The organism is Empedobacter sp. EJD.6dd, from assembly GCF_057369435.1.
In genome coordinates this window covers 2776857-2791146 of sequence record NZ_CM170667.1, presented here as the reverse complement: position 1 = coordinate 2791146, position 14290 = coordinate 2776857, and the positions used below count along the sequence as shown (strand labels likewise).

General features: G+C 29.9%; 11 protein-coding genes. 6 read left to right on the top strand and 5 right to left on the bottom strand.

Features of this window, described 5'->3' with window-relative positions; translation table 11 throughout:
* The 3 genes from AC2I98_RS13090 to AC2I98_RS13080 form a co-directional block, all read right to left on the bottom strand.
* Nucleotides 1-1392, bottom strand: a complete 1392-nt coding sequence (locus AC2I98_RS13090; RefSeq protein ID WP_486412103.1) for an RtcB family protein — start codon at nucleotides 1390-1392, stop codon at nucleotides 1-3.
* 2 nt (nucleotides 1393-1394) lie between these two features.
* Entirely contained in the window at nucleotides 1395-2156 is a 762-nt protein-coding gene (locus AC2I98_RS13085) for a hypothetical protein (RefSeq protein ID WP_486412102.1), read from the bottom strand.
* A 571-nt stretch (nucleotides 2157-2727) separates the two neighbouring features.
* Nucleotides 2728-3048: a magnetosome magnetite crystal formation protein family gene (locus AC2I98_RS13080; RefSeq protein WP_486412101.1), complete on the bottom strand. Its 321-nt coding sequence runs from the start codon at nucleotides 3046-3048 to the stop codon at nucleotides 2728-2730.
* 238 nt (nucleotides 3049-3286) lie between these two features.
* Between AC2I98_RS13080 and AC2I98_RS13075 the strand changes: the two genes are divergently transcribed.
* Nucleotides 3287-5143 (top strand): helix-turn-helix transcriptional regulator, encoded by a 1857-nt coding sequence (locus AC2I98_RS13075; RefSeq protein WP_486412100.1) that lies wholly within the window; start codon nucleotides 3287-3289, stop codon nucleotides 5141-5143.
* Here AC2I98_RS13075 and AC2I98_RS13070 read toward each other — a convergent pair.
* Together AC2I98_RS13070 and AC2I98_RS13065 are read right to left on the bottom strand one after the other, a co-directional pair.
* Complete coding sequence (locus AC2I98_RS13070; RefSeq protein ID WP_486412099.1) at nucleotides 5133-6809, bottom strand: glycoside hydrolase family 2 protein; 1677 nt, start codon at nucleotides 6807-6809, stop codon at nucleotides 5133-5135. The genes AC2I98_RS13075 and AC2I98_RS13070 overlap by 11 nt on opposite strands.
* A gap of 21 nt (nucleotides 6810-6830) precedes the next feature.
* Nucleotides 6831-7610: a glycosyl hydrolase 2 galactose-binding domain-containing protein gene (locus AC2I98_RS13065; protein WP_486412098.1), complete on the bottom strand. Its 780-nt coding sequence runs from the start codon at nucleotides 7608-7610 to the stop codon at nucleotides 6831-6833.
* A gap of 247 nt (nucleotides 7611-7857) precedes the next feature.
* On the opposite strand from AC2I98_RS13065, the gene lepA reads away from it, so the two are divergent.
* The 5 genes from lepA (at nucleotide 7858) to AC2I98_RS13040 (ending at nucleotide 14231) form a co-directional block, all read left to right on the top strand.
* Nucleotides 7858-9654 (top strand): translation elongation factor 4, encoded by a 1797-nt coding sequence (gene lepA / locus AC2I98_RS13060; protein ID WP_486412097.1) that lies wholly within the window; start codon nucleotides 7858-7860, stop codon nucleotides 9652-9654.
* Nucleotides 9655-9776: 122 nt separating this feature from the next.
* Nucleotides 9777-10130 (top strand): hypothetical protein, encoded by a 354-nt coding sequence (locus AC2I98_RS13055; protein ID WP_486412096.1) that lies wholly within the window; start codon nucleotides 9777-9779, stop codon nucleotides 10128-10130.
* An 83-nt stretch (nucleotides 10131-10213) separates the two neighbouring features.
* Nucleotides 10214-12223, top strand: coding sequence for a TonB-dependent receptor domain-containing protein (locus tag AC2I98_RS13050; RefSeq protein WP_486412095.1), 2010 nt, complete (start codon nucleotides 10214-10216; stop codon nucleotides 12221-12223).
* Nucleotides 12224-12302: 79 nt separating this feature from the next.
* On the top strand, nucleotides 12303-12647 hold the full coding sequence (locus tag AC2I98_RS13045) for a DUF4260 domain-containing protein (RefSeq protein WP_486412094.1): 345 nt from the start codon (nucleotides 12303-12305) through the stop codon (nucleotides 12645-12647).
* 45 nt (nucleotides 12648-12692) lie between these two features.
* A complete protein-coding gene (locus tag AC2I98_RS13040; RefSeq protein WP_486412093.1) occupies nucleotides 12693-14231 on the top strand; it encodes a serine hydrolase in 1539 nt (512 codons plus the stop codon).
* Nucleotides 14232-14290: the final 59 nt, after the last annotated feature.

Below are 14290 nucleotides of genomic sequence, written 5' to 3'. Positions count from 1 at the left end.
TTATTTATCCATTCGTACAATTTTCGGTGTAAAAGTTCCTAAGACCTTCACCAGTTCAGTTTGCAAACTCATTACAGTTTTTATGTTTTTGTACGCAAAAGGCGCTTCATCTACGCTTCCACCAATCAACTCAATTCCTGCATCTTTCAATTGCGAGTTCATAAAACTTTTGGTAATCGTGGATTTACATTTCGCACGAGACATTTTTCGTCCAGCACCATGCGATGCCGAATTAATACTCAATTCATTTCCTAAACCTTCTACGATATAACCATTCGCAGTCATAGAACCTGGAATAATTCCAAGAACTCCTTTCCCTGCAGGTGTTGCACCTTTTCGATGAACTATTCGTTCCTCATTATCTACAATTTCTTTCCATGCAAAATTGTGATGATTTTCAATATTAAAAACAACTCTTTTTCCTAATGCTTTTGCAATTCTTCGGTGAATATCATCGTGACAAGCCTTTGCATATTCTCCTGCAAAATTCATCGCAGCCCAATATTCTTGCCCATCATGCGTATCCAAATCTAACCAAGCCAGATGTTGCACTTGTTTTGGAAGCGGACATTGTTTCGCCGCCAAATACGTGTAATGTTTTGCAATATTGGCGCCCAAACCACGCGAACCGCTATGTGTTAGCACTGCTAAATATTCTCTTGGAATCAAGTTCCATTCTGGTTTTACCTCATCTAATTTTACAATTCCAAATTCCACAAAATGATTTCCACCACCCGAAGTTCCTAATTGTTGATATGCTTTTGTTTTTAAACTTTTCAAAAGTGGAATTTCATCAAAAATTGATCGTTCAAAAATTTCATGATCTACTTTTATTTTATGTGTTTCATACATTCCAAATTTGGTATGATCTTGTAAAATTTGAATCAATTGGTGTGATTTACCTTTCAGAAAACTTGCTGGTAAATCATAAACCGAAAGACTCATTCTACAGCCAATATCTACACCAACTCCATATGGAATCACAGCATTGTCTGTTGCTAAAACTCCACCAATTGGCAATCCATAACCCGAATGTGCATCTGGCATCAAAGCTCCTTTTACTGAGATTGGTAATTTTAAAGCATCATATAACTGAAATTTTGCCTGTTCATCGATTTCGTTTTCTCCAAAAATAGAGAAAGGTGAACGTGTTGTTTTTAATTCTTGCAATCTAACTTCAACAGGTTTTATCAAGCCTTCTGCTACTTTTCCCCAAATACCATGACCTACATATTTCTCAGGCTCAAGTAATACTTCTTTTGCTTCTGTTAATATCGTTTGTTTCTTTTCTTTTTTTCTGTATCGATGAATTTGTCCTAAAACAATATTAATCGAATTATTATTTGGAAAGCCTAATTTTATAAAGTCCTTTCCAGAGATTTTATTTCCCATGATTAATGTCTTTTAGATAACTGATGTTCTTTATTCATCAGTACTTCAGCAATTTTTAATGCTGAATTTTTATTGTTAAAAAATTTCCTTTTCCTAAAAGGATGTTTCAATTTTGGTTTTCGATGATAAGAATAGCCTTTGCCTATAATTTTCTTATACATCAAAGATTTATTTTTATAATTGTCAAAAAAATGATCGATTTGCGCTTCTTCACGCTTCAAATCAATATCAAGTGGTTTGTAATGCGTAATCATATTTGGTTTGATGATTAATCGAAATCGCCAAGGTTGAAGAAATTCATAAATTCCTTTGAAACGCTTCAACACAGGATCATAAACTTGAATACATGCAAAATATCGACGTTCATCATCATTCAAAATTGAATGTGAACCCGAAAATTCATACGGTTGCAATTGTTTCAAATTTTGAATTCTTGGAACATAAACTTTTTTGCCATATCGTTTCCTTTTCTTGACAAACTTTCTGGTATCTGAAAATTGAGAGGTATTAATTTTCTTTAATAGCTGAGTAAAAAAATTAATTTCTTTCTCATTTTTAATATCTTCTCTCAATACAAAATATCGTTCAAAACCTTTTTGATAAGGTTCTTGTAAAGGAACAAGCTGAATATTCTTTTGTTCAAGAAAAATTTCTTTTTGACGTTTATATTTATTTCTTACATTTTTTTCTTTTGCTGTTTTTATCAATCTCTTCTTCTCTCTTTTTGAACGTAATCGAGTAAAAAAGAATATTAAATCTTCCATAACATGGATTATTTGTTAACAAATCATGTTTTTGAAATAGTTAGTGCTAACTATTTCCTCCTCGGAAAAATTTAAGAGTTATTCTGAAGTAGAATAAAAAAGAAAAGCCCGAAGATATCTTCGGGCTTTAGAATATGTAAAGTAAATTATTTACGAATTTATAGCACGAAGAATACACATTGCAAAAGCGTTTGCAACAGTTGAATTTTGATATGTACGTTGATTGAACATTTTATTCTTCGGTATTAATAGTTAAACTTATGATTTTTATCAGTGCAAATTTAAGTCAATAAAATTCAATTTTCCAAATCTTAAATTAAATTTCACTAATAATAGGGAGAAAAAACAAAAGAGATTGCTAAAAAACAATCTCTTTCTTTCGAAGACATAATGTGCTATTATACTTTGTTAATTATGGGATTAACGTTATGATTTTAGTTGGTTAGGTATTTATTATGTCTTCTATATATAAAAGTAAATGCTTGAATGAAAAATTTGGGATTTTCAGATAATACTTTCCATCCCAAAAAAGAATTTATGAAAAAAACTGTTTAGTTTTAGTTGAGAAATTTTATCCGATAAAAGCAAATTTATCTTCTAACATTGCTCCAATAATTGGTAAAGGTTTTTTCACACCATTTGCAGCGTTAATAATTCCGATAACAATTAAAACAGGAATAATAAAACTTATTATACTTAACATTCCAATTCCTGTTATTGAAATAATAATTATTAAAACAATTTGTAAAAGAAAAGAAAAAATCATTAGTCCTAAACTTTGCTTTAAATGAAATTTTAATAAATCATCTGCTTTATCTTTTCCTACAAAATAAGCAATTAACCATCCGATTAAAGTGATGTATGATACGATTGATAATGTTTTGTTGTCCATTGTTATAATTTTTGTTGATTATGCTTTTGAATAATTTTCTGATACAAATTTGTTATAAATCAAAAAATAATCAAAGAACTTGCTTACTACTTAGTAGCTACAACCAAAAAACGAAACAACTACAGATTGACTACAGAATTACATACATTATTATCAATCAATTATTTAAATTTTAGTATTTCTAAATTTTTTATAGACTGAATTTTTTATTCAGTAAGATTTTTACGATTTTTGAAGTATGAAAACCTTCCTAAGATTTATTACTCTATTCATAATCTGCTTACAAAGCAATCAATTGTTTGCGCAAACTAATTACGTTGATAGCTTACAAATAGAATTAAAACAAAAAAATATTTCGTCAAAAGACAAGTTTGAGCTACTAAACAAACTTTCTGAATATAGTCGAACATCAGACCTATATAAAAAGGCCGATTATTATATCAATCAACAAATTATTTTAGCAAAAAAAGAAAATAATCAGTTAGAATTGGTTAAAGCTTATGTGCAGCGGGGTGTTATTTATGAAAATCAACAACAATTTGAGAAAGCGCAGAAATCACTTGATACGATACAAAAAATCACAAAAGAATCGACAGATTTTCTTCCTAAAGCTTATTATCAGTATCTTGTAGCTTATCATCAACTGAATTTAGGTGACTACACAAAATCACAAAAAACGGTTCAACAATTTATTTCGCAATTGGAACAAACTCCAAATGAATTTATTTTAAAGTCAAAATCAAATTATCTCTTATATGGAATTCATGCAACATTAAATGATGCAAAAAACTCAATTCTATATGCAGAAAAATCTTTAAAATATGCAGAAGATTCTGGTGATAAAAATTTGTTGGTGACAACTTATGCTAATTTAGGAGTTGCGCAATCATTAAGGTATCATGAAACAAAAAATCAAAAAGATTTTGAAAAATTAATTGAAATAAGTAAAAAAGCGGTTTTAATTAGTCAACAAAATCCTTCAAAAGTTACCAAATACAATTATGCTATTGCGCTACTAAATCTTTCTGATTACGAATTATATAATCCAAATCAATCTTCGCATATAAAAGAAGAAATTAAAACCAATTGTTTGAAAATTGTAGAATTGTGTAAAAACATTCCTAATTCTCAAAATATTTCGGCTGGTGCTTTAGGGATTTTAAGCAAACTTGCAATTGAATCAAATCAATTATATTTAGCTGAAACTTACTTGCTTCAAGCAAATGAAATTTTGTACACTCAAAATATCAAAGATTTTTATGCTTTATTAAGTAATTCAACCGAATTAGCAGATCTCTATAAGTTAAAAGGAGAATATCAAAAAGCATTCGAATATCAAAAAAAAGCAACCGAATATTCAACCGAATTATACAATCAAGATCAGGCTGAAACTGCAAAAAAATTAGAAGCACAATTTCAATCTGAAAGAAAAGAAGTTGAGCTTAAAAACCTTGAAGCAAAAAATAAAAGTTTAAAAAAAGAACGCATTTTATATATCTGTTTGGGAGTTTTAGGTTTAATTGGTGTTTTTTTTATGTTTAGATCCTATCATTTTAGATTACGTTATTCTGTTGGAAGAGAAAATCAGTTGAATGCAGAAAAACATGAAGCTGATTTGAAATTGCAATTACAAGAAGAAGAGCAAGCACGTTTGCAAGCAGAACAAGATTTATTGACTTTGCAACAACAAAAATTACAGGATGAAGTTTTGGCAAGTCAACTGCATTTGGAGCATAAAAATAATGTGTTGAAAGATTTGAAGGACAAAATTAAAAACGATTCTTCAATCAATCTTAAACAAGTTATTCGAGAAGAAAATATGATGGACAATGATTTTGAAGGAACAAAATTTCGTATTCAAGAATTACATCCAAATTTTTTCAAAACATTAAGCGCTCACTCAAAACAGAAGCTTACTCCTTTGGATATGAAATATTGTTCATACATTTATCTTGGTATGGATACCAAACAAATTGCGAATTTGCTTAATATCGAGCCAAAAAGTGTTCGTATGACCAAATATCGTTTAAAACAAAAGTTTGGTTTATCTAAAGATGAAGAATTAAATTTATTTTTTCATCAGATTATTTCGTAATTTCTTTGGTATCAAATAGTGAATACGTTTTCAAATTTTTGATTGGATTTTTAGCTGAAATAATCTTTTTTTCGTTTGGAATCAAATCAAAGAAATTGTCATCAAATTCATTATCATCATCTAATAAATAAATATTTTTAGCTAAAACATTAGACGAAATTTCGAATTCTGAATCATTGATTTTTTTGATTGAAAGTATCGGTCGAATTAAAATCAAATCTTTTGGTTTAACAAAGAAATAATTAGAGGTATATTTTTCATTTTTGGTTTGAAATTCAATCTTCAAAAAAATGTTATTTGGATTATTTCCTTTTAATATTTCATTGTTTAACACAATTCCGACAGTTGAAGAATTTTCTAGTACAGAAATTTCTTTCGCTTGTTGCCAACTTTGTTTTCCTTTAAAATCTTGAATAGAAACTTTTAAATTTCCTTTTAAATTTTCAAATAAATCATTTATAATATAAACTGAATAATGATTTTCTTTCTTTTCTACAGAAATCAGAACATTCTCAAAACTTCTTTTCACTTGATAATGCAAGGCTTTCCAATTCCCATAGTAATCCAAAGACGACCAAGAAGTGACAGGCCAAACATCATTTAATTGCCAATATAAACTGCCCATATTATACGGTTTTGCTCGACGATGCGCTTCTATTGCAATCTGAGTTCCGCGTGCTTGTAGTAATTGAGAAGTATAATTATACAATACAAAATCTTTTGGAACTACATAATCTCGTTGCAAATATTCATTAATTGTTTCCCAACCTTTTGGATGTTTTTGGTGTGTAGAAACAATCTTAGAATTTAAACTCAACGTATCATTTGTCGAAAACATATTTTTTATAGTAGAAATAGTTGGCATTCCTTGAAAACCATATTCAGAAGCAAAACGAGGAACTTTCTTTTCATACATTTCAAAAGGTTCCATTCCCCACCAAACACCCCAATAATGAGAATCTCCTTGTGTTAAACTTTCCTTTTTTCCCCAACCTACCGAAGGTGATGAAGGCCAATAACGATTTTCATTTTTTGGTAAAAGTGAATCTAAAACACCTGGTATAATTTGATGAAATGTAGTTTGATAATCATTCCAAATAGATAATGAATCGGTTTTCGACCATCCCATTTGTTTTTGATATCCCCAATTATGCCACGCTTCATCAATTTCATTATTTCCACACCAAAGCGCTATCGACGTATGATTTTTTAATCGATTCACTTGATCTATGGTTTCATGTTTTACATTGTTCAAAAAATCTTTATCGCCAGGATAAAAAGCACATGCATACATAAAATCTTGCCAAACCAACAAACCTTTTTCATCGCATAATTCATAAAAAATATCATCTTCATAAATTCCGCCTCCCCAAACACGAAGCATATTCATATTCGCTTGAATCGAACTATTGATAAGCTTTTCGTATTTATTTTTTGAAACTCGAGTTACAAAATTATCTTGCGGAATATAATTCGCTCCTTTTATATACAATGGTTTTCCGTTTATTTTAAAATAAAAACTACTTCCAACCTCATCCTTTTCTTGTACCAATTCTATTTTTCGCAATCCAAATTTTAAATTCTTATAAATTTCCTCTTTTCCTTGACGAATCTTAAAATTATAGTCATACAAAAAAGGACTTCCCATTCCATTTGGCCACCACAATTTAGGCTGAGCAATTTCTTCTTATATTGTAAGATGATTAATTCCTTTTGATACTTTTTTTTGATATTTACGTTGATTAAATTCTATTTCTGTAATCGAATTATGTTCAGATAAAATAGTGAAATTGAATTTTACTTTTGCTTTGTCTTTATTTAAATCAACAATTACATATGAAAGATCATTTAGTTTAATTTTATTCCAAGAAATAATTTGGATCGGTTTGTAAACTCCTGCTGTTACCAATCTTGGTCCCCAGTCCCATCCATATTGATATTGCGCTTTGCGAGTAAAAACACGTTCTCCTTCTGGTAATTTGTATGGAAGTAAATTTGCTAAACGTTTTCCTTCATTAGAAGAAGATTTAAAATAAATTTCTAATGTATTACCTCTTTTTTTAAGAAGATTTTTAGTAGAAACTTCCCAAATTCTGAACATATTATTGGCTTCGAGAATTAATTTTCCATTCAAAAATACCGATGCATATGTATCTAAACCATTAAATTTTAATTGAATATTCTGAGCATTATATTCATTATCAGTTAAATCAAAGGAAGTTTTGTATATCCAATCTTCTTTCTCTATCCATTGAACTTTTGATTCGTTTAAATCTAAAAAAGGATCAGAAATCAATTTATTTAATATCAAATCTGTATGTACAGAACCTGGAATAGTAACATTTAACCATTTTACATCACCTTTCTTTTGAAATAACCAATTTTCATTATTCAACGTTCTAACCATTTGAGCAGAAACTTGAACTATGGAAATAAAAAGAGAGAAAATAATAAAAGTTGGCTTCATAAAGAATTTGATTTTAGTAAAGATAGAAATTTGAACGAAATATTAACTACCTTAATTTCAATACTAAAATTGAATGAATTGTTTTATTTTCGAAGTAAATAAATCTATTTTTTTTAGAAATTTATTTTATATGCTTTCATTCAAACTGAATTTCATCTTAAATCGTTAAAATATAATTCATAATATTTTTCAAAATACTTGCAGTCTGAGTGGAAAAGATTATTTTTGCCTATTCGACAAGAAGAGTATGAAAAATATCCGTAATTTCTGTATTATCGCCCATATTGACCATGGTAAGAGTACCTTGGCCGATCGTTTATTACAAGTAACAGGCACGATTTCTGATCGTGAGTTGCAAAACCAAACATTAGACGATATGGATTTGGAACGCGAACGTGGTATCACAATTAAATCGCACGCGATTCAAATGGAATATGAAAAAGATGGTGAAAAATATATTTTAAATTTAATTGACACTCCTGGTCACGTGGATTTCTCTTACGAGGTTTCTCGTTCGATTGCTGCTTGTGAAGGAGCATTGTTAATTGTAGATGCTGCACAAAGTATCCAAGCTCAAACCATTTCTAACTTATATTTAGCGTTAGAAAATGATTTAGAGATTATTCCCGTTTTGAACAAAATCGATTTACCTTCTGCAAATCCAGAAGAAGTAACAGATGATATTGTAGATTTAATTGGTTGTGATCCAGAAGATGTTTTACGTGTTTCTGGAAAAACAGGTGAAGGAGTATTAGAATTGTTGCACACAATTATTGAGAAAGTTCCTGCTCCAATTGGAGATCCTGAAGCTCCATTACAAGCCTTAATTTTTGACTCTGTTTACAATCCTTTCCGTGGAATTGAAGCTTTTTATAAAGTAGTAAATGGAGAAATCAAAAAAGGTGACCAAGTAAAATTCATGGCAACTGGTAAAAAATATGGTGCTGATGAAATTGGAACATTAAAATTGAACCAAGTTGAGAAGAAAAATATTAAAACCGGAGATGTAGGTTACATTATTTCTGGAATTAAAGAAGCTTCTGAGGTTAAAGTTGGAGATACAATTACTTTGGTTGACAATCCTGCTGCTGAAGCTATCGATGGTTTCGAAGAAGTAAAACCAATGGTTTTCGCTGGTATTTATCCTGTAGACACGGAAGATTATGAAGATTTACGTTCTTCTATCGAGAAACTTCGTTTAAATGACGCTTCATTAACTTTTGAAGCTGAATCTTCTGCTGCTTTAGGATTTGGTTTCCGTTGTGGATTCTTAGGAATGTTACACTTAGAAATTATTCAAGAACGCTTAGAGCGTGAGTTTAACATGACTGTTATTACAACTGTTCCTAACGTTTCGTACGAAGCCTATTTAGAGAAAGATCCAGAAAAAATGATTGCCGTTCATAATCCATCTGAATTGCCAGATCCATCAGGATTAAACCGTGTTGAAGAGCCATTTATTAGAGCTGCTATCATTACAAAATCTGAATTTGTAGGTCCTGTAATGAGTTTATGTATCGAGAAGCGTGGTGAATTACAATCTCAAAATTATTTAACTCAACATAGAGTAGAAATGATTTTCAATATGCCTTTGGCTGAGGTTGTTTTTGATTTTTATGATCGATTAAAATCTATTTCAAAAGGTTATGCATCTTTCGATTATGCACCTTCAGGAATGAAAGCTTCGAAATTGGTAAAAGTTGATATTATGATTAATGGTGAAGTTGTAGATGCTTTATCTGCCTTAATTCACGTTGATAATGCGTATAATATTGGAAAGAAAATGTGTGAGAAATTACGCGAATTAATTCCTCGTCAACAGTTCGATATTCCAATTCAAGCAGCGATTGGTGCAAAAATTATTGCTCGTGAAACTATCAAAGCTTTACGTAAAGACGTTACTGCAAAATGTTATGGTGGTGATATTTCTCGTAAACGTAAATTATTAGAGAAACAAAAAGCTGGTAAGAAGAAAATGCGTCAAATTGGACGTGTAGAAGTTCCACAATCTGCCTTTTTAGCTGTTTTGAAATTAAATGATTAAGAAATAATTTATCATATTTAAGCCACTCTTTTGAGTGGTTTTTTTATTTCCTATTTTGATAAATATCATTTCATTATAATTTATTTCATATGAATTATGACTTACTTTTGTTCTGAATGAAATTGGCATTTTCAATATTATTTACATCAATTGTACTGATTTGTAGTTTTCAGAATTCGTTGCTGGTCATCGACTACGAAATCAATAGAGATATTTACGAACTACTTTGTGAAAATCAAGAAAAGCCTGAAATGATGTGTAACGGAAAATGTTTATTGAGTAAGAAGACAGACACAACACAGTCTAGTTCGCTAACTGCAAAAATTTTTATTGATATTGTTTACATTCCAACAAATCACGAAAATCTTCATTCAAATTTATTTATCGAAAATTCTTCTAAAATGATCTATTCTGATCAAGAATATTCGATTAGAAAAATGTATTATTCTATTCCAGATATTCCTCCCAATTGTTAATTTAAATTTAATCCCTTTTTTAGGTTTGATATAATTTTTTATCAGACCAGATACCCTATTACCATAATTTAAATAATATAACATTGAAAAAGAATAGAACAACTTTACTATGTCTTATGGCATTTGTATTTGCCATAAACTCGTATGCACAAACGATTGAAAATGATTCTACAAGTGTAACAGAATTAGAAATGGTCAAAATTTCTAAGAAAAATATAACTTCAGATTCTAAAAAAATAAACGTTACTTATTCACATTTACTCAATCATGATGCAGGTAGTTTTTTGAAAACAATTCCAGAAATTTCAGGAATTAAAAAAGCCGGTAATTTTGCAACTGATCCTGTTTTGAGAGGTTTTAAATATGAACAATTAAATGTTGTGATTGATGGTGCTGCAAATGCAATAAATGCTTGCCCAAGTAGAATGGATCCTGCAATTTCGCAAGTAAATATGAATATGATTCAAGATGCAGAAATTTATAAAGGTCCATACAATTTTAGATATGGAACAGCGTTAGGAGGAACGATCAATTTTACAACTATTCAACCCAAATTCACAGAAAAAATTCAGTTAAAAAATCGATTTTCAACTGGTTTTGAAAGCAATGGAAAAATTTTTAGAAATGAACTTTTGAGCGAACTATCTTCTAAAAAAATGGTTTGGATTTTTTTTGGTTCTTATCAAAAAGGCAATCGATACAAAGACGGAAATCAAAACGAAGTACCTTCTGCTTTTCTTCGGTACAATGTCGGTACAAAAGGTACAATAAAATGGAATGACACTAATTTCACAACGTTGCAAGTTAATACAAATCAAGGGAGAGATGTAGAATTCGCTGCCTTGAAAATGGATTTGATTTACGACAAAACATGGATGTTTCAATTAAAACATTTAACAATGTTTAATCATTCTATTCTAAAACAAATCGAGTTTAATTCTTATTTATCAACAGTTCATCATTCGATGGGAACGCCAGATAAAAGTATGATTTCGAATGTAAAATCTTCAACTTTTGGTGGAAGAATGGAATCTAAATTTAATTGGAAGAAAAATTATTTATTTTCTGGTTTAGATTTCAAGCACGAAGAAGCCAAAAATGTTAGTGCAAAAATGTCTTCTATGATGATGAATAAAAATGGTTCATCTTGGCAAGATTCAGAAATCAATCAAATAGGTTGGTTTACAGAATTTACGCATCAATTTCATCAAGCAAAATTTATTGCTTCGTATCGATTAGATTTTAATCAAGCTAATGCAAATGAAATGTCTCCACTTTTCGAGACCTTATACGGAAAAATGAAATCAAACTATATTAATAACAGTATCAGTTTTGGATATAAACAACACTTAAATTCTAAAAATGATGTATCTATATGGATTGGTCGTGGTCAGCGCAGTCCAAGTTTAACGGAACGATATATTAATCGCTTTGTTGTTGGAACAGATGCTTACGAAGTTGTTGGAAATCCTCTGTTGAAGGCTGAAATAAACAATCAAGCCGATTTAATTTATACTTATAAGAATGATAAATTATTTATTCAATCCAATTTATTTTATTCGTATTTAGAAAATTATATTTCAGGCGTTATTCGGGATGATATTAAACCTAATTCAATGCATAGCCCTGGTGTTCGACAAATGCAAAATATCAAAAAAGCGTATAAAACTGGAATCGAGTCGCGCGTAAATTGGCAGTTTCTAGAACGTTTCAACACAGATATTGCTTTTGCATATACCTATGCTAAAAATTTAGTAGACAAAATTCCTTTACCAGAAATTGCACCATTTAATTTAAAATGGAAAGTGGAAGCCGATTTTTCACCATTCAATTTTGGTATTTCCTATCATTATTCTTCAAAACAAAATCGTATTGCTCAAGATTTTGGAGAATTAAAAACACCGCAATTCTCTGTTTTTAATATCGATACCAATTATACTTTAACAAAGAATATTTTTATCAATTTTGAAATAAGTAATTTGTTTGACAAAGCTTATTCAGAACATTTAAACAGAACTTATTCTGATAATACCAAACAGCGAATTTTAGAAAGAGGTCGAAGTTTTAATCTAAACATCAACATGAAATTCTAAGTAAAAAACCGTTCAAATGAACGGTTTTTTTTGTAACAATTGGTGAAATATTTACACTAATAAATTAAATTCCAATCACATGAAAACTATCCTAAAATTAGAACAACTTGCCTTCTTCATTTTTTTTATCATTTTATATAGTCTGTTAAAATTATCATGGATGTGGTTTGCAATTCTTTTTCTTGCTCCCGATATTTTTATGTTAGGTTACCTTTTCGGAAATAAAATTGGGGCAATATCCTATAATTTTATTCATAATTATTTTACGACAATTACATTGATTCTTATCGGTTACTTTTTGCATATTGAATGGTGCTTAATAATTGGATTTATTTTTTCAGCTCATACTGCATTCGATCGTTTTTTAGGTTTTGGTCTCAAAAAATTTGAAGGTTTTAAATCAACTCATTTAGGAGATTTATAATAAAACCGATTAAAGTCTTTAACTTCGTGTTTATTCAAATTCAACATGAAAAATATACTTTTATCAACACTTACATTGGCTTCTTTTTTGGCTTTTGGACAAAATATTTCAAATCAAACAATCGATCAGGTAACAGAAAAAGCCATGAAAACATTTGATGTTCCTGGAATGTCTGTTGCTGTAATAAAGGATGGAACAATTGTTCACTCAAAAGGATATGGAGTAAAATCAATCAAAACTGGAGAGAAAGTTCAATCTAATACTAATTTTGGTATTGCCTCAAATTCAAAAGCGTTTACAGCAGCATCTTTGGCTATTTTAGTTGATGAAGGAAAAATAAAATGGGACGATAAAGTCATCAAACATATTCCCGAATTTAAGATGTATAACGATTACGTTACAAAAGAATTTACTATTCGTGATTTATTAACACATCGCAGTGGATTAGGTTTGGGTGCTGGAGATTTAATGGTTTGGCCAGATGGACACAATTTTACTCCAAAAGATATTATCAATAATATTCAGTTTCTAAAACCTGTTTCCGATTTTCGTGTAAAATACGATTACGATAATTTATTATATATTATTGCAGGACTTGTTATAGAACGCGTTTCGGGGCAATCTTGGACAGATTTTGTTACAAAAAGATTAATAGAACCTATTGGTATGACAAATACCGCAGCAAACTGGAATTTGGTTAAAAATAAGAAAAATGCAATTGACCCGCACGTTCCTATTGATGGTAAATTACAAGTGATTGACCGTTACACTAACACTGTTTTAGATGCAGCTGGAGGATTATATTCGAATGTAGATGATATGGCAAAATGGTTACAATTTAATTTGAATAAAGGAAAAGTAAACGGAAAGCAACTTATTTCTGAAAAACAAATGCAAGAAATGATGACGCCACAAACGATTCAGCCAAATCGTACTACTCCACCATACAACTCATTATTTAAAGCATACGGATTAGGTTGGCAATTGCAAGATTATAACGGAAAATTAGAGGTTTCACACACAGGAGGATTAGAAGGAATTGTAACGCAAACAATTTGGTACCCACAACTTAATTTAGGAATTGTTGTATTAACCAATCAACAAGCTGGTGTGGCATTTAATTCGGTTTCGAATACAATTAAAGATTATTATTTAGGAAATCCCGAAAAAGATTGGGTGAAATTTTATGATGATTTGATGAAATCTCGTGTAGCAGAAGCTGACGGAATTACAGACGAAGTTTGGAAAACTGTTGATGCTAATCAAAAAAATAAATCAATCAAAACTGATGTAAAATCATTGGTTGGAACATATAAGGACAATTGGTTTGGCGATGTTGAAATTTATGAAAAGAAAGGAAAATTAATTTTCGAATCAAAACGTTCGCCTCAATTGACTGGAGAAATGTACTTTTATAAAGAGAATATATATGCTATAAAATGGTACAATCGTTATTTTCATGCTGATGCATATGTTTATGCAGAAATTAAAGATGGAAAAATGTCTGGTTTCACAATGAAAGCAATTTCTCCTATGACAGATTTCAGTTACGATTTCCATGATTTAGATTTTACAAGAAAATAAATTTTATTAAATACTAATCAATTGCGAAGTTCGAATTTCGAACTTCGTTTTTTCTATTA